At 44.4% G+C, this 20,784-nt stretch carries 16 protein-coding genes; 3 read left to right on the forward strand and 13 right to left on the reverse strand.

Translation table 11 applies throughout. The features are described 5' to 3' along the window. Nucleotides 1-41 precede the first annotated feature (41 nt). Nucleotides 42-380: a hypothetical protein gene (locus tag AC2T15_RS02775; protein WP_486778352.1), complete on the reverse strand. Its 339-nt coding sequence runs from the start codon at nucleotides 378-380 to the stop codon at nucleotides 42-44. A gap of 108 nt (nucleotides 381-488) precedes the next feature. Here AC2T15_RS02775 and AC2T15_RS02780 point away from each other — a divergent pair, with 108 nt between their 5' ends. The 3 genes from AC2T15_RS02780 to drt3b are packed head-to-tail and all read left to right on the forward strand — an operon-like array spanning nucleotide 489 to nucleotide 4,001. Beyond that, on the forward strand, nucleotides 489-695 hold the full coding sequence (locus AC2T15_RS02780) for a helix-turn-helix domain-containing protein (protein ID WP_486778353.1): 207 nt from the start codon (nucleotides 489-491) through the stop codon (nucleotides 693-695). A gap of 58 nt (nucleotides 696-753) precedes the next feature. Beyond that, nucleotides 754-2,037, forward strand: a complete 1,284-nt coding sequence (drt3a, locus tag AC2T15_RS02785) for an antiviral reverse transcriptase Drt3a (protein ID WP_486778354.1) — start codon at nucleotides 754-756, stop codon at nucleotides 2,035-2,037. Nucleotides 2,038-2,045: 8 nt separating this feature from the next. Then, nucleotides 2,046-4,001 carry an antiviral reverse transcriptase Drt3b gene (gene drt3b / locus AC2T15_RS02790; RefSeq protein WP_486778355.1) on the forward strand — a complete coding sequence of 652 codons (1,956 nt, stop codon included), beginning with the start codon at nucleotides 2,046-2,048 and terminating at the stop codon, nucleotides 3,999-4,001. 235 nt (nucleotides 4,002-4,236) lie between these two features. Here drt3b and AC2T15_RS02795 read toward each other — a convergent pair whose 3' ends face one another. From AC2T15_RS02795 to AC2T15_RS02850, 12 genes are all read right to left on the reverse strand, one after another. Next, nucleotides 4,237-6,936 (reverse strand): DEAD/DEAH box helicase, encoded by a 2,700-nt coding sequence (locus AC2T15_RS02795; RefSeq protein WP_486778356.1) that lies wholly within the window; start codon nucleotides 6,934-6,936, stop codon nucleotides 4,237-4,239. Nucleotides 6,937-6,951: 15 nt separating this feature from the next. Next, the gene (locus tag AC2T15_RS02800) at nucleotides 6,952-8,484 is read right to left on the reverse strand and encodes a site-specific DNA-methyltransferase (RefSeq protein WP_486778357.1); all 1,533 of its coding nucleotides are present in this window, start codon (nucleotides 8,482-8,484) and stop codon (nucleotides 6,952-6,954) included. A 98-nt stretch (nucleotides 8,485-8,582) separates the two neighbouring features. Further along, on the reverse strand, nucleotides 8,583-8,732 hold the full coding sequence (locus AC2T15_RS02805) for a hypothetical protein (protein WP_486778358.1): 150 nt from the start codon (nucleotides 8,730-8,732) through the stop codon (nucleotides 8,583-8,585). Nucleotides 8,733-8,899: 167 nt separating this feature from the next. Further along, complete coding sequence (locus tag AC2T15_RS02810; RefSeq protein WP_486778359.1) at nucleotides 8,900-10,120, reverse strand: helix-turn-helix domain-containing protein; 1,221 nt, start codon at nucleotides 10,118-10,120, stop codon at nucleotides 8,900-8,902. Between the two features lie 12 nt (nucleotides 10,121-10,132). Then, complete coding sequence (locus AC2T15_RS02815) at nucleotides 10,133-10,420, reverse strand: type II toxin-antitoxin system HigB family toxin (protein ID WP_486778360.1); 288 nt, start codon at nucleotides 10,418-10,420, stop codon at nucleotides 10,133-10,135. A gap of 212 nt (nucleotides 10,421-10,632) precedes the next feature. Beyond that, a complete protein-coding gene (locus AC2T15_RS02820; RefSeq protein ID WP_486778361.1) occupies nucleotides 10,633-12,231 on the reverse strand; it encodes a Tn7-like element transposition protein TnsE in 1,599 nt (532 codons plus the stop codon). Further along, nucleotides 12,203-13,747, reverse strand: coding sequence for a TniQ family protein (locus AC2T15_RS02825; RefSeq protein ID WP_486778362.1), 1,545 nt, complete (start codon nucleotides 13,745-13,747; stop codon nucleotides 12,203-12,205). Before AC2T15_RS02825 ends, AC2T15_RS02820 begins: the two co-directional genes overlap by 29 nt. 5 nt (nucleotides 13,748-13,752) lie before the next feature. Next, the gene (locus AC2T15_RS02830; protein WP_486778363.1) at nucleotides 13,753-15,420 is read right to left on the reverse strand and encodes an AAA family ATPase; all 1,668 of its coding nucleotides are present in this window, start codon (nucleotides 15,418-15,420) and stop codon (nucleotides 13,753-13,755) included. Then, nucleotides 15,417-17,492: a Mu transposase C-terminal domain-containing protein gene (locus AC2T15_RS02835; RefSeq protein WP_486778364.1), complete on the reverse strand. Its 2,076-nt coding sequence runs from the start codon at nucleotides 17,490-17,492 to the stop codon at nucleotides 15,417-15,419. The genes AC2T15_RS02830 and AC2T15_RS02835 overlap by 4 nt, the downstream gene beginning before the upstream one ends. Beyond that, the gene (locus AC2T15_RS02840; protein ID WP_286594622.1) at nucleotides 17,476-18,294 is read right to left on the reverse strand and encodes a TnsA endonuclease N-terminal domain-containing protein; all 819 of its coding nucleotides are present in this window, start codon (nucleotides 18,292-18,294) and stop codon (nucleotides 17,476-17,478) included. The genes AC2T15_RS02835 and AC2T15_RS02840 overlap by 17 nt, the downstream gene beginning before the upstream one ends. Nucleotides 18,295-18,371: 77 nt before the next feature. After that, on the reverse strand, nucleotides 18,372-19,787 hold the full coding sequence (locus AC2T15_RS02845; RefSeq protein ID WP_486778674.1) for an ABC transporter ATP-binding protein: 1,416 nt from the start codon (nucleotides 19,785-19,787) through the stop codon (nucleotides 18,372-18,374). After that, nucleotides 19,765-20,784 (reverse strand): ABC transporter permease, encoded by a 1,020-nt coding sequence (locus AC2T15_RS02850; protein ID WP_286592904.1) that lies wholly within the window; start codon nucleotides 20,782-20,784, stop codon nucleotides 19,765-19,767. The genes AC2T15_RS02845 and AC2T15_RS02850 overlap by 23 nt, the downstream gene beginning before the upstream one ends.

A 20,784-nucleotide genomic window follows, 5' to 3' on the forward strand; every position in this document is an offset into this window, starting at 1 on the left:
AGATCCAGCGTAGCTAGGTCAGGTTTGTTATTGGCTGCTTCTTACCGAAGCTCTATAAGAATATTTCGCTTCTGATCTGCAGTTTTTTTGCGTGCAGCCTCTGAGCACTTTTGACATATAGAACCTGCATAGCGATTACGTTCTTGATACTGGATTCGAGTGCTAAAACGACATGGCTCTTCACAACTTCTACAGCAAATTGACGCTGACCAAACGTAGGCGTGCTGCTTAACGTACTGGCTGATTATGTGTGCTTTCACTTCATGCTTAACAGCAATTTCTCGCACTTTAAGCACGAATTTACCATCTTCATCTTGCAGCCAATAGTCTTCGCAGATACCAGCGACTTGCTGGTCTTTGGTCAAAATTTCCAACTGCATATTAAGTACCTGAGACTATTACAAAATAAATGCGGATTATAGTCCGTGGCTTGTACGTCCGCAAATACTGACTATTGCGCCTTCATTTTCATATGAGGGATTGTGCTCATGGGACAGTTGGCAAAAGCCATAGGAGCTAGAATCCGCTTAGAACGAAAGGGCCGTAACCTATCGCAAGATGCTTTAGCTTTGGCATGCGGCATTGACCGTAGCTACATGGGGCGTATTGAGCGTGGAGAAGTTAATATTACGGTAGAGAAGCTATATATAATTGCTGAGGTTTTGCTATGTTCTCCAAGCGATCTTTTGCCATAATTAAAAAAATATTGGTATTAGCTATTATCTAAAGCTTTGAAGGTATAGAGGAAGTAAAATGGCAAGGGAACTTTCATTCGATCAATCTTTTTGCAGAAAAACTCTTGAACGTGTCCTATATAAGAGTGATTTTCGTGGGATTCCGGCTTTAGCTCAAGATAACTTTAGAGAGAAGCTCCTCAGTCAAGCATTAGCATCAGCTACTACTCATTTTCATACCCCTTATGTACCTCTAATAAGTTTCCCTCTTAAAGGAAAAACTGTTTATCGCTTAGCTAGGCATCAAGACGAGCTAGTGGAGCGAAAACTTCGATTGAATTTAAAAAAGAGCACTTCACTTAGTGTAGATGGGCGGTCTCAGATCGTCAGAAACCTCAAGCTCCTTTTGGAAGAGGGTGTTCCTTATCGAATTTATCGTCTGGATATTCGATCATTCTTCGAGTCTTTCGAAAAGAGCCATATTTTTGATACCGTTTCGAGCATCAAAAGCTTGAGTCCGCATAGTAGGAAGTTAATCGGGGCGCTGCTTGATGCCCATGCTTCGATTGGAGGTCGCGGTGTACCAAGGGGGCTGTCTATTAGTGCTGCTCTATCGGAAATTCTAATGTGGGATTTCGATCAGAAGGTGCGCTGGGCCAGTAATACATTTTACTATTCCCGGTATGTCGATGACATCATTATTGTCTCGTCGGCAAGGGAAGACGAAGAATGTTTTCTGCGGGAATTGCGATCCTTTCTTCCTCTTGGACTTAAATTAAATCCTGATAAGAAAAACATTGTTGCAGCGACGGCCAGAGTGGCAAAAGAAAGTTCTACAATCGCGTCCCCCCCCCTTCAGTTTGACTATCTTGGTTATCAATTTTTAGTTAAAAACCCTACCAAGGAGGAAGCGGGGAAAACTAAGGCCGGACAGTTATACCGGAAAGTCCACGTGGATATCGCAAAGAAAAAGATCAAACGAATGAAAACAAGAGTTGTTCGATCATTCCTGAGTTATGCTAAGTCGAATGACTGGGGATTGCTCCGTGATCGCATCGCATTCTTGACGCAAAACTTCAGTGTGTATAACCCGAAAGTTGGCGGTAAGAAAATCGCCGGGATATATCATAGCTACCCATTGATTTCAGATGACGCTGCTGGCCTAAAAGAGCTGGATAGATTCCTTAGAAATGCAGTCTTATCGAAAAAAGGTAGGGTTTTTTCGATAACAAACACAATGATTTCTTCACATCAGAGGCGCAAATTGCTCGCGTATAGCTTTGCAAGAGGACACAGAAACCGTAGTTTTATCCACTTCTCTGCAGCAAGAATATCTCAGATCCAGAGTTGCTGGATTTACTAAGGCGTAAAATGAAGAAAAATCGGATTCGCCGTAGCGACTACAATAGGGTTCTTATTACGGAAACCACTCCGTTTGAAACCCCAATCATCTTCTCGAATGATGGGCTCTATGACCAGATTGCTGCCCTAGATAGTGCTGGTCATGTGCAAAGTACCGTTATCAAATCTCTGGTTTTGCATGACGGCATCAGCAAAACGCCAAGCTCGACCGTGCCATATACATATAAGATCAAGAAAGATTCAAAGAGTTTTCGACGTCTTGCTCTACTGCATCCGGCCTCTCAGTGGAAAGCAAGGGTCTTCTATGAAAAATATGAACAGCTAATAATACACTATTGTTCTATCAGCCCGGCATCTATCCGCGCGCCCAAAACAGTTGCCAGTAGCTTTTACTCAAAAAGCTCTTGGGAGAACATTAACAAGTATAAAACCGGCTCCATCGCCCTCGATGGGATTGACAGGTATGCCAAGCACGCACCCTCATTTTTTTCGTACAGAGGATATGACCGTCTGTACAAATTCTTCAATTCGAGAGATTACTTTGCATTGGAGAAAAGATTTTCTTTTCTAAAGACGCTTGATGTTACAAAATGCTTTGACAGCATCTATACACACTGCCTTTCCTGGGCAGTCAAGGACAAACCTTTTACAAAATCGCACGTTGCTGTCTCCTCTACCTTTGCCCAGGAGTTTGATGGCGTCATCCGGCACGGCAATCATAATGAGACAAACGGAATCCCGATAGGCCCTGAGGTGAGTCGGATATTTGCTGAAATACTGTTTCAGAAAATTGATCGACGGGTAATACAAGAGTTAGCGGACTTGAAATTTCATGAAGACTATGAATTTCGACGCTACGTAGATGACGTTTTTATATTTGCTCGGAATGAGTCTATTGCCAGTAGAATTCATGATAAGTATGCAGATGTTCTAATTGATTTTAATCTTCATACAAACACAGCAAAGTCAACATGCATGGGGAGGCCATTTTCCTCATCCAAGGCAAGGCTTGTTTATGACGCAGGGCAACAAGCCAATTCTTTTTTTGAAAAATTCCTTGAGCAAACTGGGACAGGTGAGCTTAGCCCTAAAAGCATTCATAATAAATGGAAATTAACCAAAAGCTACATTGACTCAGTGAAGGCTCTATGTCATTCAAACGTATCAACCTATGATGAGATTGCCTCCTTCTTAATTTCAGTAATTACTGAGCGAGTCAAGCGGCTTGTTAATCATGACGACCCTTCGAGCACCATACAAGAAGCTGAATATGTTGATGCGTTTATTGTGTTGCTTGACGTGCTGTTCTTTCTTTACAGTGTTGCCCCCTCTGTTGGTGCTTCTTACAAACTTAGTACGTCCTTAATTTTAGCTGCACGATTTAGCAAGCAGCATTTACCTGCTGGTTACCCAACGGTACATCAAAAGATTTTTGATCTAACCTGTTCGTTGCTACATGACCAATGTGGCATGAAACACGCTGGCGATATTGAAGGGTTTGTTCACCTTGAATTCTTCAATATCGCATTAGCAACGCGGGAGCTAGGCGATAATCACCTGTTGCCACCTGAGATTATTGATGAGCTCTTTGTCAGCGCGGGAAAGTTAACATACTTCACCATTGTTGCCTCTCTGTTCTATGTGCGAGATTCCAAGGTGTACCAAGAATTGAGGACTAAGCTTTTGGATGCTGCGGTGGAAAAACTATCTGATCTCTCTGATGTCTTGATGAATAGCGAAAAGGCTCATCTCTTACTCGACCTATTCTCGTGTCCCTATGTACCCGATAAGCAAAAGACCGCTTGGATAAAAAATTTCTTTAGAACCCTTCAATTTTCCCAGCCCGGCAGCGCGGATTTGCAGGACTTTTTGACGGGCATTAATACAAGCTATGCACAGGTGGATTGGAAGGATATTGATTTGCTCAATTCTTTGGAGAAGAAGGAACTGAAGCAGGCGTATTAAGTTATACTTACCTTTGAAGGAAGGGTGTCCTCTCATCTTCTACTGGTTCGCCAGTGGCTGAAGCCAGTGCTCGCAAGAGCGCTATTCAGTATCGACTCGTGTGTATGGTCAGCAATGACAGGAAGTACGGGGCGGTGCTTGAGCGGTGCACAAGTCACTTCGGTGGCTTGTGCATCCACACACTCAGTGGGGCCTCTTCCTTCACCACTGAAGCCTAATTAAAAATAGGCTTCAGTCACCTCACTATCGTATCCAAAATCTGCTGCCTAACGTCACGCCCCTCTTGATCTTGTTTTACCGCCATAATGAACAAGCATTTACCGTTACTCAGCTGTGCCCATTTATTACCCACTTCTCGTTTTTCCGCCGAGTCATCATTGCTGGCATACACGTCACCTTTGTATTCTACCACCAGCATGCGGCCATCATTCAATTCACAGACAAAGTCGGGGTAAAACTTGCTATGCGCCAAAGGCAACCAAAACGAAGCATGGTCACGGCGCACTAAATTGCGAATCCAGTATTTTATTTGCGGTAGGCTTTCAATCGCTTTAGCGCACTCGAACTCTTCGCCCGCGGACTTTAGATCTTCAATCAAATTCTGCGGGAAAAAATGTTTCATAAATTGAAAACTACCCGAATAATAAGGCGGGCGTGACGGGTATTTATCGGGTTTGAACTCATACAAAAACTCATCAGACAAGCAGGCGGTACTGCTGCTATCAAATATAGAGTGCTGGTAGCTATTTCTCTGCGCCTTAGCACGGTACATGCCAATTAAATCGCGAATGGCACGCGCCAGTGGAAACTTATTTCGCACCAAGGCCGTCAGTGTCATATCGTATTTTTGCAGTAAATTTTTTATCAACACAGCGATAAAACCAGTCAACTGCTGTTGTACAACATCGGTTTGCCGCAGCTCTTTATCCAGCCAACGAATCAGGTCTTGCTCAGTCAGGTCAAGAAATCCCTGATTAAAAGGCACGGCATCTTTTTGTTCTGAAATCTTATAAATGACTTTTTGGCCATCAAAATCAATAGCAAAACTGCTACTGGTTTCGTGTAACGTGAAGTTTTTCAGCTCGGCTGGATAGTCGAGCAAATTCCAGTTACAGGCATGCAATAACACCTCAGATTCAATCAGCTCCAGCTGCCCTTGTTGCATCATGCATAGTTGCGGCAGTGCAGCAAACACTTCGCCACGCTCAGAAGGCGCTTTGCGGGCTTGAATCGTTTGGTTATGCACACGCACATTGCGTTCAAATACTTGCCGATCTTTGCCCGCCTTCACCTGCTTCGTTAACGCCTGCTGGATGTTCTCTGTAACTTCTCCTGTGATTTTTATTACTGTGGTTTGGCTGGCCGTATCTGTGGTGGTGGTGATTTGTTGTTTTTCTACATCGGATAACGCAGAAAAATCTGGCAGCTCACCAACCTCCACCACTAATGCGGGTGCGACCACTGGGCGTGGCTGCGCTGGTGCATTATTACCAAACAAATCATCTTGTTGCGGATGTGCGGCTTGCTCGCGTAAAAACGCGGCAATTTCCATTTCTTCAAAACCCATAGCAATCAGGGTATCGGATAGCTCTTGCGCTGCGCGGCTAAATTTACTGGTCGCTAGGTGCGCATAGGCACGGTTTAGATCTTCAATCATGCGGCGTTTTGCATAAGGCATCCGCAATACGCGCCCTAACAGTTGCTCAGCGTCTTTGCTGGATGACACCTGCTTTACCGAGCAAAACACATAAGCAAAGGAACAGTCCCAGCCTTCTTTTAAGGCCTCAATAGTAATGATGTATTCAATAGGACAGCTGCGTTCAAACAGGTTGATGCCGTCCAGCTCGCGCTGATTGCCGGTCACCACAGCAATTTTATTTGCTTCGATTTTCAGCTGTTCAATCAGATGATTTTTTAATACCTCAACCGTCACTTCAGCATTTTTGTTTTCCGCTTGAAAAAGCGCAATGGGGCGAATGTAGTCTTCATCTTTCTGTGCATCAAGTGCAAGTTTGTTACGTGTAATAACGGCATCTTGTATGGCATCTTGCCAGTTTTGATGCTCAGTCAGCACAATCGGCAGTTTAATCATTTCTTCAGCTTTTAACTCAGCTGCGGAAACATGAAATAGCACATTACTGCCATTGTTATTGGTGGTATTGGGCGTAGCAGTTAACTCAATAATCACTGCCGGATGTACACGATGCAGGGTGTCAAAGGTTAAACTGGTACGCGCATTATGCGCTTCATCCACGATGACGATTGGACGGTATACCGCTAGCAAGTTGGCGAAGGAGAATTTTACTTTCCCCAGCTCAGTCTCGGTTAAACCGTTTTCTTGCAGGTCGCTTTCAGTAACACGCTCTAATAGTGACCATGAAGGGTGGTTACTATTGATTTTGGCAAAGTGCGGCTCAAAGTTTTCGTGGTAAGCATAGACTTTGCGCCCCGAGGTATCATTAACGCGCAAGTTCGCCATTGTGGAAACCACGACAATGGCTTTGCTGCCAATATCTTGCGGGCGAATCTGCGTGACCTCATCAATATCCAGCACCAACACTTGGCGATTAAAGGCGCGGTCAAGATTTTGCCTATAGGGATGACCTGGCTTTTTCAGTGCTTCAACAGTTTGTTGGCGAATGGTGATACTCGGGACCAGCCACAGAGTAATAGGCGCATCGCTTTCTAAATAATGCTGCGCTGCCACTTCTACCGCATAAGAGCCCAGCACTGTTTTACCGCCACCGGTTGGAATGCGCAAGCAGAAATAAGGTGTTTGACCAAAGCTGTATTCTTGGTAAGCATGCGAGGGTAAATCTTGTTCAGCCAGTGCTGCGCTATACGCCTCAGCAACCGAATCGGCCTGCAAACAACGCGATAAAAACGATTGCATGACATCGACAGCACGCTGCTGATAGCCCTTTAATTTAAACATCTGTGTAGTCCTTACTCAAAGCATGCCAACGTCATAGGGGATTTGTTTAAAGGTGATATTGGCTTGCTGCAAACGTGCAGCACCCAAACGGCAAGATTCACCATAAATCACAATTTTTTGCTGGTTCTGAATATCAGGTAACTCATTGAGCACGGCACTGGTGAGCACATTGCCACCTTGTGGCCGACGATCACCTAAAATACCGTTATACAACAGGTAATACGCTGTATCGTTATTAACACCCAGTAACGGGCTATCCGCTTGGCCTTGCAGCGGTGTTTTGTTTTCTAAATACCAAATATGTGCCGCTAAGCTCGGGAATTTAATCTCGCTATTTAGGCTACCGTATTCATCAAATACCGCCTCACCCAATTTAAAGAAGCGAAAGCCACCGCCTCCTTGCCAATCAACGGCTTTGGATATGCCACCTTGTTCGCCATCGACGACTTTCTGTAAACGGGTTTGGCAATGGGTTTGTGCATGCTCACCCATTTCGATACCGATATAACGGCGGTTCATTTTGTGGGCAACGGCGGCGGTGGTGCCTGAGCCGAGGAAAGAGTCGAGAACGAGGTCGTTTGGATTAGTGGCAATTTCCAAGACTCTCTGCAAAAGTGACTCTGGTTTAGGTGTCGAAAAAGGGTGTGCCTTATTAAGTGCCAAAATTTCTCGTTTAGCTGTCTGGTTGTTTCCTACGTCATCGTGGCGCCAGACAGTTGTCGGTACAGTTCCCTCGCGAACTACAGTTTCAAATTTCTTTAATCGTGGAACGCTATTTGTTCCTTTAACCCCCCACCAGATTAAATTCTCACTTACGTTTTGCTGATGTGATTTTTGATCATAAGCCCACACCCTAACCGGGTTAGGCCAAACTTCTTCGCCAGTATTTGGGTTAACTATCGGATAATATAAATTAGGTCGCTCATTTTTTGACTTTGCACAAGTGTAATCACCAGAACTCCATGCCCCCCTAGGGTCATTGTCTGGATTCTTAAAATTTCTTGACTGTTTTAAGCTTCGTTTTAATAAATTAGGAAACCATCCATCACGATTTTTTGCATACAGAAAAATATGGTCATGATTTTGACTTAACCATTTTGCGTCATTTTGGGGTGAAAACTTTTTTTCCCACATGATGTTTGCAATAAAATTCCGTCGACCAAATACCTCATCACACACCACTTTTAAATAATGCGCTTCATGGTCATCAATAGTGATCCAAATGCTGCCATCTTCTGCCAACAACTCCCGCAGCAACTCCAAGCGCGGGTACATCAACGATAGCCATTTGCTGTGCTCTAAATTATCGTCGTAATGCTCAAAGGCTGATTGAGTGTTGTAAGGCGGGTCAATAAAAACACACTTCACTTTGCCAGCATAAAAAGGAATCAGCGCTTTCAAGGCTTCCAAGTTATCACCCTGAATTAGCAGATTTTCATTATCGGCATCGCCATAGGACAGCTCCGGCACTTCCTCAAGCAAACGATAAGTTGACTTCTGCGCGGCTGTTACCGCTTGGTCTTTATTGAGCCAATGAAGAATAGGCATGATTTTCCTTAAGCATTTATGCAGTCAAACAGGGCTTTACCCAATTTCATAAAACAAAACAGGCTCCAAAGAGCCTGTTGCTTGCTATTAAATCTTAATTAGCTCGCAGACTTAACAACAATCGGAAAAGCTCGAAAGCCATAGTTCTTTGCGTAAATACGGTGTCCACGCTTAGTCGTAATACTGGCCACAAACTTTACCTCATACCCTTCTGGCATGGGTAGATCTAGCTTGAGTTGCTTTGGCATAGCATATTTCACCTCCTTAATAAGTGCAGGTTCTTCATTGCTATGCCATACAAAAGCTTCTAAAATCACTTTTGCTGTGTTTGCAGCATACCAATGTCGGTTTGGCACCTATATCAAACCGATTTAAACAGAGAGGTGGTTACCGCCACTTCTCTCTGTTTTATTTCTTAGCTAATTTTAAACATTGCCTTAACAACATCCTTACCAAGCATGTTATGCAAGAGTCTCCAGTTCCCCGTTTCTTTACGCACGCGACCTGCAACAATGGCGGGGCTGATATTAAGCTGTTGTGCTAATTTAAGCGCATCTGCAGCAGCATAAGTATTTTTAACCATACTAGCCTGCCATGCCTCCATAGGGATTAATGCTTCTTGCGCTATTTCATCCGCTTCTGCTTCTTGCTGTTCTGCTCGTTGGGTTTTATCGTCTAAATCATCCATAACAATGGGTTCGGCTGGGCTTAGATGTTTTTGAACATGAGCCAGCTCATGTATAAGCACAAACCAAAAATGGTCTAAACGATCATATCTTAATGTAACGCCTACTACAGCACGGTCGCCTAACAACATGGCAGCACCGTCTAAATAGGTTTTTTTGAAGTGCGGCTCTACGACTAAAACAATGCCGTAGCGGGCTAAATATTCTTTGGCTAGCTTTGGACCTTCAGTATATTCAGACAGTTTTACCAGCTCGCTAAGCCACTCCTTGGTAATTACACCCTGTGTGTAAGATGTCTCAATAGGTTCTGCCAAGGCTTGCTTTTTGACTATCGCTACCCAAGCTAACAGCGCCATATCATTCATGGCGCGAGTGCCTGTTTGTGTTTGCGGAGCGCGCAATAGAGCCATATCCGCTGACAAAAAATCTCCAAACGTCTTTCTGATGAGCTCTTCTGCAATATCACTCAACGCAGGAAGCGAGGCAGCAATGTACTTCGCCCCAAAGCAGCCACGCTTAGCCATTTCCTTTAAAGGGAAGCTGGTGTAATCAAAAAGAGCCGGCTTGTTTAAATCTATATCAATTGGGCTTTCGTTCAGTAATACATCAGCAGGAATGCCTAATCCTTTATGCAAATTGCGCATCATGGCCAAGGTTAAAGGGCGCTTACCGTTTAACACATCAGACACCTTTGATTGGCTACCCAGGTAAGGCGCTAAATCTTTGGCTGACATACCCATTTGATCCATGCGAAAACGAATCGCGTCGACTGGATCAACACTTGGCGTGGGGGAAGCTTTACGTTCGTAGTCTTCAATCACTAAGGCAAGAAGTTCGATGGTGTCATTATTACTGTTATCGTCAGCTTCCATTAGGCGTAATAAATGAGCAACCGCCTGAGCGTGTTGCTCATCAGTTTTAATCACTTTTACTGCTGCTAATTCATTCATAAGCCACCTCCACTACTCAAACTTCTTTTTGCTGTATTCAGCATGGGTTCCCACCCAATCAATCACAACCATGCCCATCTGGTACTTAACGACCACAACAAGACGGTAATGATTGCCACCAATATTAAAAATCACTTTGTTCTTCGCTAAAAAATCAGCCTGTTGATAGCGATTTTTAATATCGTGTGGTGTTTTCCAATCGGCGCACTCTACCTCTTTACGCCAGGCATCCAAAGCTACTTTTGAGCCTGCATGCTTGCGCTTGAACTTATCCAGTAAAAGTACGTTGATTAACCTCATGGGCTCTACCGATCGAAAACTTGGCTTAATGATACTACCCTGCAAGGGAAGCGTCAATTTATAAATTATAAAGCAAGGTGCGACTCACTTATTTTAAATCTAAAGGCCTGTTGTTTTTAATACTTCTAATTACTGCATTAAATCTCCAGACTTTAATTAGCAAGCGAAATTTCGCAGGATGTGTATAAAGAGTCGGTAGCAGTGAAACGAGTTTAGCCTGAAAGAATTTCTAATTTTACTCTTTCTGCCCACTTCTGAATTGACTTACAATCTAGTAGCCCTCTATTTTCGGCTGGTGACTGAGGGTGCGAGATCCGTTTGTAATGGCCCTTGAGTGTTCGCGTCAGAAAGTGAGTTGGCCACACTAATGACTGCTTAACTAACTGTTTTTCTAGTTCTCCAATATATTTATGGGGGTCTAATGATACGTTTTTATGCTTTATTAGCAGGGTTGATAGGCTGCTTGAGTTGTCGGTCGTATCAACCTCGACTAGAGAATACAAATGATTATCTTTCTTGAGCAGATACCACACAAAGTAGCGAGGACTTCCATCTCTACGCAGATGCTTAGAATAGCCATAAATAGTTGGCAGCTTACGAATTTCACGATGTATATGAGTGCAATCAGGTATGCTTACTAACTGCTGAACCATCGCATCAAAAGCTTTAAATTTGTCAGTATAAATATCGGCGTTATCATTTTTTTCGCTAGTTGCGTTGTAGTCTGCAGGCGATAGAGTCCCGTGAATACTCGATTCATCGGTGCTTACTTCTAGGCTATTTTTTTCAAGTGGCTCCGTTTGGACTTCTTTTGTTCCATAGCCTCCTGCTCGGGTTTTTCCTGCTCTGATACGTGTTGTTTTAAATGACTGCGCAAACTCAAATATCACTGCAGGTGCATCAATTTGTAATTCTTCAAGGTCAGTGTTTGGCTCTTCATCGTCATCAATCATTAGTTCTGCCCCTGTATTGGATCTGGCTTGCCCTGAGCGCCCTTGCCCTGGCTGTCCAACATCAAATCTGGGGTCAACAATATCTACGTGTGTAGGGCAGCTGGAAGGCAGTTTAGAGATGCCATCTATTTCATACACAAAGAACGCATTCAATTCTGACTCATAGTGACCACGTAGTGCTAGTTCAGCGCCTACTAACGCTGGCGGGTCAAATTGAAAATCCCATAGTCTATATTTATCACTGTCATAACCATTCTTGAGCTGATAAGTAGCAATACTCTCAAATGAATGCCGTACATCCTCGTCTAATAAAAGCCAGGCGAGCCGTTGTCTGAGTGCGTCATCACTTCTTGCCTTTAGGGGCAAGCTAGAGGTTGGTAATATATTAATCCAGACTTTATTTAGTTCACTTTCCTGCTGGACATCGAACTCTTGGGATAGACCATTGTGGATTAGCGATAGACGGGCAAGGTAGGCCGTATGCAAAAACAGTACACGAGCCAGCTCAATTTGCGGCAAGAAGTATCGGACTCCATTGAAGTCAAATACAAAGCACCATTGCTTAGCATCTCGTGCGCGGTTTACCGCTGGTATAGGGCATACCTTGATCTGCTCAACTTCCCAAGAGCGAGTGCTCGCTATGGTTACACTTCTCGTAAACCCTGCTTGTGTTAATGCCTTGGTTGCATTGAGTACTCGACGCCTTGCCAATATTGGTACTTGCGAAAAACCAAAATATTGCTTCTGTTGATGAGGAGTTAATTTAACATTAATATTCCAATCTGAGCCCCCATGGCGGCGGAATATAGACCCAATTTCTTTGATCCTGCTATCGTCTTTTAGACCTTTGAACTTCATGCTGTGTACTCATCAATATATCTAAATAAACTCTAGCCTGTTCTGTTAACCGCTCATCACTGAGGGTAGCATTTCTCAGCAGTCTCCATCGTGGCGGCGTATCAAATAGGGTTAGTAGGTAGTTGTGGGCATTTTGTAAGCGTCGAATTTGGTACTGTGCGACGCTTTCCACGTGATCTGCCAGGAATGAATTGGATAAAGGCATTCGGCTAATATTTTTCTCAACGGTCGAAGCGTTGCCCAATAGTTTGAAAAAGCAGGCTTTAGAACGTCGAGGCCCTTGCGGATTAGATTGCAAGAAAAGTGTTAGCTGTCGCAAAGCATGCAAATACTCTCTGTCCCGTTTGTCCCAGTCCACACGTCGACTGATAGGCTTTGCTTTAGGAGCTGCATGTTGGTAATTGGTATCTAGCAGCCACTCGCGGTGCTGACGATATAGCCTAGCGTATAGGGCTTTAGAATTTTGCCGAGCTTGCTTGGGTGGGTGTAATACTAATAAATTAAGCCAGTCTTCTTGATCAAGTGTCAGATTGATGTGTACTGGCGTTTTAACCTGAACAAGTTGTTGTTTATTACTATTTATTGGGTATTGACTGGCTTCTTTAATGGCTTCAGTAATTTGCCAGTTATTTCCAAGTAAAGCTTGGTGCACAACAATGTGTTCAAGATAGTTGAAGCTTTTTCGGTGCTTACGAAAGATACATCTGAGCCAGTCAGACTCATTTTTACTTGAACCTTGTGGCAAAAGCTGATGCCTGCTGAGCCACTTCACTGGCCAAGCTTGCAAGACTTTGTCTTTTACCGCTTGATGATTTATTTGTGTTTTTCTGTACGTTAAATTGAGTTTGCTGGCGAGGTTGCGATAGTACATTGACCACTGTTCAAAGCTCGGCGAAGTTTGAGCGGGAAACTGCAGTAGTTGTCGTACCTGATGATTGACCCATAGTGACGCTTGGCTGCCAGCGCGCTGTTTAGTCAGAGAGCAATGCTCTGGAGATGCGGCAATAAAATGGTGACGTTCAATAAGCGGCCTAGCAATACGTGTATTAATTAATACGCCATGCTTAGGGCATGCATCGATTCCTTCTGCTTGCCATTCTCTGAGCCAAAAATACTCACCATATTGGTTACGTTGTTCGATTAAGCAGCCTGGGCAGTAGCGGACAAAACGAGGTGTTTGGACTCGTGATGCGGCAACACCTAAAGCAAGCTGGGACGCTCCTTGAGAGCCAATTAGCCATTGCATACACTGTCTACGGCGACCTTCAGGAACAAATGGGGCATAGAGCGGGAATAATGTATGGCTGTAAATCAGTGCTTCTGGAGTGAGTGTGCTGGGTAGCCAGCGTGCAACTTTTTCGATATTACTGGGCAAGTCAATCGTTGCCATAACAGTACGCGATCCAAATACCTCATCCAGTAATTGTTTAGGGCTGATTAGCCCCTGCCGAACACCAGCTCTTGCGATTGTGCTGTACAGCAACTCTTCAGCGTAAGGGACTGGGAAATTCAGCATGCCACTTACCTGAAAGAGTTTACCCACTGCTCAGTATCGAACAATAAGCCTGCTTGTTGTAGTGATTTTTGAATATCCACATCATTGGCGGCTTGAGAGTGCAGGAATCTCAGGTCATCAGACTCTAACGTGTGCCAGTCTGTTTTCTTGATACTTTGTGCTTTTGGAGTTGGAGTTGGAGTTGTTAGCTTCGGTTTTACTGTATCAGTATTTTGATACCAGGACAGGATCAATGGCATAAGATCCTTCATGTGCATTTGCGGGTGGTCCTCAAAAGCTCTATTGATCAGCGGTTCTAGTAAATCCGATGCGTAACCCATATCAACCAGCATATTGTGCAGACGGATGGCTTGTTCATTGCCACGATATTTAGCCACTACATCAATACTTTCCTGATGCGAATGTAATAAGTTACTTAATTCCAATATTTTACGATCAACGTCAGGGATCGTCAGGTCTGAGTAACGCGCGATTTTAATAATATCTCCTGATCTCAGAGCATCTATCATCGGGTGAATCGGTTTGAGCTCATCTTCGTATACTCTTTTCATGAGTTCTGGAGTAATGCGCTCGATCTTAGTTACGACCGCTCTGATTTGAGAGAGAACAAATAGCTTGATAACAACATCCATTATCCCTTGGGAAAGATCGTACCAAGTTTCTCTAAGCTCATCAGAAATCACAGGCGCTGCTTTAGTTAGCCACTGATACTTCCAAAGTTGATTGGTGAAAGCCCCCCATTCTGAGCGTGATACATTTTGCTCTGGCAAGGGTTTACTTAATGGCTCCCACAAAATGGAGCCATATCCAGCACCCCGGCGCGCTGAGCGTAAGTCCAGTTCAAAAACAGGCTTAGCTTTTGGTGTGCCTACCATTACAACTGGGACTGATATTTCGTTAACAAGAGTTACAAAGAAATTAAGCATGCGCTCTGAGCCACCCGAGCGCTTGACACTCAGGTGCTGAATTTCATCTATCACAAGAAGGCCAATCGCATGAGTGTTTGCAGTATGTGCCATCATTGCAATCAAAGTTTCTACACCGTGGCGTTTTTCAACGTAGCGGCGTACATAGTTAGTGCCCAGTATTGCGTCAATTTCTCTGAAAAAGTTATGACATAGGCTCTTTAGAGAACCGTCATGCGGGCAATCAATTTTAAGAAATACAATTTGCGTGAAATTGTATTTTTCGTGATAAAGCAGTTGTGGGTAAGTTGCTAGAATACGATTTAATGAGCTTGTCTTACCAGAGCCTGAGCAGCCAATAAATGCCATGCTTTTAGCAGTTGATTCGACATGCTCAAAGCGGAAAACACCCAGGTCACCTTGCATGACACGTTCGTAACCGTTTTGGATATGGGTATTTAAATCGCCATTAGCTAAGTTTCTACCGACATAACCTTGGCGAAGCAAAACAGATAGCTTTGATTCTAACTCTATATGGCGCGATAACGGTTGAAAAAAGCTATCTAACAACTGAGAAATGACGTGAATACGAGTCTGAACATCAAGATAGATATCGTTCGGACGAAATGTAACTTTGCCTGAGAGCCCATCTCTTAACTGAGTCCGATCGAGTATCGGTGGTAGTGCTTCAATAAGAGGGTTTCCGTCATACTGGCTGACTCCAGTCTGATGATATATGGCTTGAAGCATACCTTTTGGTAGAGTCATTCATCATCTCCAAATAACTCATCAAGAAAATTAGGATAAGCAGCGTCTTCAGGCGGATTATGTAAGTATCTGACGTCGGCTTTTGGTTTTGAATCAGTAGTTTTAGAGTCGGGTCGGCGTTGCTGCCGTTCAGCATTGCGAGCCTCCAATCTGCTTTTCTTAATCCCAGCCAACGTTTCAGTTTTCGAGTCACCAAAATAGGCAGGACGCAGCTTTTCTGCGGCCCTGATTGTTTTATCAATTATATTTTCTAGCGCTCTCTTATTTTCTTGTTCAGACAGTTTGGCAGTAGCTATTGCTTTTTTCTGCTGTTGTTTGCTTGCCCACATCTCCCACATGGACTTGCCTCTGAACTCTCTGGAGCGATCTGTTAACAAACATTCCCAATAATCTGGCTGGCCCTTATCAGGGAAAACATAAATCACATCAGCCACTGCTGGGTCGTAAGCTGCTATAAAAGAGCTTGGACGCTGCTGCCGTGTTCTATGGAGCCAGCCCGTCTCGACTAACTCCCTGCAGGTATAATAAGCACCAAAACATTGGATACCATAATCTGATAGGGTCACTTTCTGGCGAGGAAGCAAGGCGATTTTCAGTGCAGCTGCAGAGGTGTTTCGTAGACGGCCACTGCGATTCTGAATACCCCAGCGCCAAATATTAATCGGGATAGGTGCCAGCGTGTCGGGCATCTCTGGATCACGATCATATTTAACTAAAACAGAGTGTTGGTTGCGCTGAAGAATGGAGCCAATAATGATTTTAGTGAACTCATGTAGCGTAAGAGTTGCATCTAAGCGGTAATCTTTTCCGCCACGTTTCCTTACGATATCTCCAGTCACCACACCCGGTGCAAAAGGTTTAAAATCAGCTTGTAGGGTTTTAAAACTGCGCTCAACAATACCTTTAGCATCGCCTCGATAAGGAGGCGTGTTTTCAATTCTCACGCCAAATGCTTGCTCAAGAGATTCAATTTGATACCCGAGTAGCTCTCCCCTGTCTGCTAAAATGGCATCAGGGATACCTATCGAAGGCCAATCTTCTGGCTCAACATTATAACCGTATGATTGACACAACTGTACTTTGTCAGTCATCGCATTAACTAGAGCTAACATGGCTGTAACGTACGAAGGGTTCTCAAGGCCGACATAGAAACCAGCAATTAGCCTACTGTAAACATCAACAACAGCGTATAACGTTGGGCGACCGATAATGCTTTTTCGATCAGCCGATAGAAGATAAATATCTGCAATGGTGGCATCAATTTCGTATCGTGCACCTGGGCCATGAACACCAGCTGTCGCTGTACCCTGCAGTGGCTTGATATCCTTATGGTAATTGATCTTATTTGCTCTCAGGCGAATACGATCTGGCCGGATATATTCGCGCTCATAAAAATGGCGTAATTGTCTGATTGTTGGGAAGTTCTCTTTGAACTCATCAGGGTTTGCGACTTCAAACATATCTTCAAAGCGGCGATGTGCATAAGGCAGAGAATGGCTTTTCTCTGTTAAATAATAACGATCCAGCACAATACGGAACATGCGCTCAATGCTGCTATCAATAATTGCTCCCGTTCCAGGGGCTATACTTCTTGGACGGCCTAGTTTTTTATCTGACGCTGCACGCTTTGTGCCACGAGCACCTGAATTATTGTAGTCAGGTAAAAGAGCGTTTGGTGTACAGCCACGTTGCCAGTACTGGCGCAGGTATGAGTACAAAGTCTTTTTAGCGGAGCCGGATGCTTCAACAGCTTGCTGTATTAAGGCGCCTCTACCCGATCTATAATAAATATTAGGATGATTTATTAGTGTCTCAATGGCAGCAAGGCGCTTATCACGGACTTTCTGCGCAGCTGAACCCTGTTCTGGTAATTGTGCCGCAAGATACAAAAAAGGGTCCTCAACTCTTCTTAAGGTTTCAGATAATATTTCTGTGTCAACTTCTGATAAAGGTATTTGCTCTGGAAAAGCTTTATCAGAGTCAATATCTATCCAAGTATATTGAGTATCGGAGACGACAAGAATTCGATAGCGAATATCTGCATACATGACAACATCATTGATTCGCAGCATAGCGCTCCCTCAATGAATGTATGTCGGATGAGGCTTGCAGCTCACTAACGCATAAAGATGACCAGTGCTTGGTAATATCAAATAAGAAAACTCGTAAAGCTAATAGCGAGCGAATTTTTTGTAGTGATTCGCCGGGTGCCAGTGAGTATGCTTGGTCAAGGATCATTGCTGCTTGTGAAATCTGTAGGGTTGGATTCTGCAGGAAAAAATTTAAATAGAATGCCGCCATAGCTAATGTGCTTTCAAGTTCATCGAGGGCAACCTGCGCGGGATAAAGCCAAGCAATATTTTGTATGACTATCTTGGGTATTTGTTGTTCTGTTAGTAAATACCATGGGATATTTTTCTTAGCCCAATACCGTCGCTCAAGCTCTAGCTTCTCTATCGTTCTGGGGTTGTATAGTTCAGCTGATGTTTTAACTTGTATAGCTATTCTTGGTTGGCGCAACATATTCGTATCAATGAGAAAGTCACTAGACATAATCTGCACTTGCCCTTTAAGCGCGGGGTGGCGAATACCTGCTTGTTCTGCAAGCTCAAGGGTGTCTTCTAACCTGAGAGGATATTGCTCACGTATATCGGTAGCGAATGGGTTCCAGTCAAACAAAAAGAAAGCTGCTAACTCTAAATCTGAAAGCAGGTGGTGGGTACGCTGCGTTTGAAATCCCCAGATGCGATGGGAGCGGCCAGAAGAGGGTAAATCTCTGACCGTTAGCCAAGGTTGATAGTCTTTACCGGAGCCAGCTCCACGCCCTTGTTTTATCCATTTCAAAGAACGTGAGTCAAGTGTGCTGCTTGTCATGCTCCACACCTCAATTTTGAGCATTAAATGTATGGAGCAAGTTACCAATTATATTGTCAAGTTACCAACTTTATTGTTCAGTTACTAACTTTATTGTCATGCCACAGTTGCACGCTACGATCTAAGGCTGAAGTCGGTTCGTCTAATAAGATCAAATCAGGTTTAAGCACCAAGGCGCGGGCAATGGCTACCCGTTGGCGTTGACCACCGGAAAACTCATGGGGATAGCGGTGTCGAGTAGCTGGATCCAGCCCCACTTCTTGTAGGGCGTGCACGATCATTTGTTCACGCTCAGCGGGTGTACCGATTTGATGAATCTCTAAACCTTCGCCAATAATTTGTCCGATGCTCATGCGTGGACTCAAGCTGCCAAAGGGATCTTGAAAGACCACCTGTAGCTTACGGCGCAGGGGGCGAACTTGTTTTTGGGTTAAGTTATTGATCGGTTGCTGTGCAAATACAATTGAGCCTTGGCTTTGAATTAAGCGCAAAATGGCTAAGCCTAAGGTGGATTTACCCGAGCCGCTTTCACCCACAATGCCCAAACTTTGCCCACGTTTTAGCTGAAAACTAATGTCATCTACTGCTTTAACATGATCAAAGGTGCGTTGTAGCAACCCCTTTTTCAGCGGAAACCATACCTTTAACTGCTCAACGCTCAATAAGGTTGGGCCAATTTCAGTAGCGGCGGGTAAGCCCGAGGGTTCAGCGGCGAGTAAGGCTTGGGTGTAAGGGTGTTGTGGTGCTGTAAATAACTGTTCGCTGACAGCTTGCTCAACCAAACAGCCTTGCTGCATAACACACACGCGGTCAGCCACGCGTCTGACTAAGTTTAAATCATGGCTAATTAATAAAATCGCCATGCCCATTTTTTGTTGTAAGCGTTGCAGTAGTTCTAAAATGGTTTTTTGTACGGTGACATCCAATGCGGTGGTGGGCTCATCGGCAATCAATAGCTTGGGCTCATTAGCCAGCGCCATGGCGATCATTACTCGTTGCCGCTGACCACCTGAGAGCTCATGGGGGTAGGCTTTAATCCGCTGCTCAGGCTGAGGGATTTCAACTAGGCGCAATAGCTCTAAAGCTTTAGCGCTAGCTTCGGCTTTTGTCAGGCGTTGATGCTGTAAAATCATCTCGCTGATTTGTTTGCCAATGCGTTGCAACGGGTTTAACGAGCTCATGGGCTCTTGAAAAATCATCGCAATTTGTTGGCCACGAATTTGTTGCATAGCTGTTTCTGGCAGGCTCAGCAAGTCTTCGCCCTGATAAAGAATTTTGCCCATCATTTGAGCGCTAGCGGGCAATAGACGCAAAATCGCATTAGCCGTGACAGATTTGCCGGAGCCACTTTCACCGACTAAGGCTAAGGTTTCACCTGGCTGCAGTTGCAAGCTGACCTGTTTAACCGCAGGACTTAGCTGTTGGCCTTGGGTAAAACTCACACTCAGCTGTTCGATACTGAGTAGCGGCTTACTTGCGGGGGTCGAATGCATCGCGGGCTGCCTCACCAATAAAGACTAATAAACTTAACATTAAGGCCAACACACTAAAGGCACTGATCGCTAGCCAAGGTGCTTGCAGGTTAGACTTGGCTTGGGAAACTAGCTCGCCTAGAGAAGGAGCACCTGGTGGTAAGCCAAAACCTAAAAAGTCGAGTGCGGTTAAGGTGCCAATTGCTCCGGTAATAATAAATGGCAAAAAAGTTAGGGTGGAGACCATCGCATTTGGCAGAATATGGCGAAACATAATGTTAGTGTCAGACATGCCCAGCGCCCGAGCAGCGCGCACATATTCTAGATTTCTTCCACGTAAAAACTCGGCACGAACTAAATCCACCAAGCTCATCCAAGAAAACAGCAGCATAATCCCCAGTAGCCACCAAAAATTAGGCTGAATAAAGCTCGCCATAATAATTAATAGGTAGAGCACTGGCAGGCCTGACCAAATCTCCATAAAGCGCTGGCCGATTAAATCAACCCAGCCGCCATAATAGCCCTGCAAAGCGCCGGCGATAATACCGATCACTGCACTAATCGTAGTTAAGGTAAGGGCGAACAGCACTGAAATTCGAAAGCCATAAATAACCCTCGCTAATACATCGCGTCCTTGATCATCAGTACCTAGCCAATTTTGGGCCGAAGGAGGCGCAGGCGCTGGTACCTGTAGATCGTAATTAATGCTGGAGTAGTGAAAAGGGATGGGCGGCCACAGTATCCAGCCATTTTTATCTTCAATTAACTGCTGAATATAAGGACTTTTATAGTTAGCTTGGAGCGGAAACTCACCGCCAAAGGTGGTTTCTGGGTAGCGCTTAACCACTGGAAAATACAGTTGGTTGTCGTATTTCACGATTAAGGGTTTATCGTTGGCGACCAGTTCAGCGCCCAAAGTAAAAAAGAATAGCAACAAAAACAGCCACAGCGAATACCAACCGCGTTTGTGGGCTTTAAAGTGTTGCCAGCGACGTTGATTTAATGGAGAGAGCGTCAT

This window comes from Thiopseudomonas sp. SA1F2-1K (assembly GCF_057443035.1).

What these genes read in the sequence shown, in the direction of transcription:
- AC2T15_RS02775 (WP_486778352.1), bottom strand. Translation starts at nt 380, where the DNA reads ATGCAGTTGGAAATTTTGACCAAAGACCAGCAAGTCGCTGGTATCTGC.
- AC2T15_RS02780 (WP_486778353.1), top strand. Translation starts at nt 489, where the DNA reads ATGGGACAGTTGGCAAAAGCCATAGGAGCTAGAATCCGCTTAGAACGA.
- drt3a (WP_486778354.1), top strand. Translation starts at nt 754, where the DNA reads ATGGCAAGGGAACTTTCATTCGATCAATCTTTTTGCAGAAAAACTCTT.
- drt3b (WP_486778355.1), top strand. Translation starts at nt 2,046, where the DNA reads ATGAAGAAAAATCGGATTCGCCGTAGCGACTACAATAGGGTTCTTATT.
- AC2T15_RS02795 (WP_486778356.1), bottom strand. Translation starts at nt 6,936, where the DNA reads ATGTTTAAATTAAAGGGCTATCAGCAGCGTGCTGTCGATGTCATGCAA.
- AC2T15_RS02800 (WP_486778357.1), bottom strand. Translation starts at nt 8,484, where the DNA reads ATGCCTATTCTTCATTGGCTCAATAAAGACCAAGCGGTAACAGCCGCG.
- AC2T15_RS02805 (WP_486778358.1), bottom strand. Translation starts at nt 8,732, where the DNA reads ATGCCAAAGCAACTCAAGCTAGATCTACCCATGCCAGAAGGGTATGAG.
- AC2T15_RS02810 (WP_486778359.1), bottom strand. Translation starts at nt 10,120, where the DNA reads ATGAATGAATTAGCAGCAGTAAAAGTGATTAAAACTGATGAGCAACAC.
- AC2T15_RS02815 (WP_486778360.1), bottom strand. Translation starts at nt 10,420, where the DNA reads ATGAGGTTAATCAACGTACTTTTACTGGATAAGTTCAAGCGCAAGCAT.
- AC2T15_RS02820 (WP_486778361.1), bottom strand. Translation starts at nt 12,231, where the DNA reads ATGAAGTTCAAAGGTCTAAAAGACGATAGCAGGATCAAAGAAATTGGG.
- AC2T15_RS02825 (WP_486778362.1), bottom strand. Translation starts at nt 13,747, where the DNA reads ATGCTGAATTTCCCAGTCCCTTACGCTGAAGAGTTGCTGTACAGCACA.
- AC2T15_RS02830 (WP_486778363.1), bottom strand. Translation starts at nt 15,420, where the DNA reads ATGACTCTACCAAAAGGTATGCTTCAAGCCATATATCATCAGACTGGA.
- AC2T15_RS02835 (WP_486778364.1), bottom strand. Translation starts at nt 17,492, where the DNA reads ATGCTGCGAATCAATGATGTTGTCATGTATGCAGATATTCGCTATCGA.
- AC2T15_RS02840 (WP_286594622.1), bottom strand. Translation starts at nt 18,294, where the DNA reads ATGACAAGCAGCACACTTGACTCACGTTCTTTGAAATGGATAAAACAA.
- AC2T15_RS02845 (WP_486778674.1), bottom strand. Translation starts at nt 19,787, where the DNA reads ATGCATTCGACCCCCGCAAGTAAGCCGCTACTCAGTATCGAACAGCTG.
- AC2T15_RS02850 (WP_286592904.1), bottom strand. Translation starts at nt 20,784, where the DNA reads ATGACGCTCTCTCCATTAAATCAACGTCGCTGGCAACACTTTAAAGCC.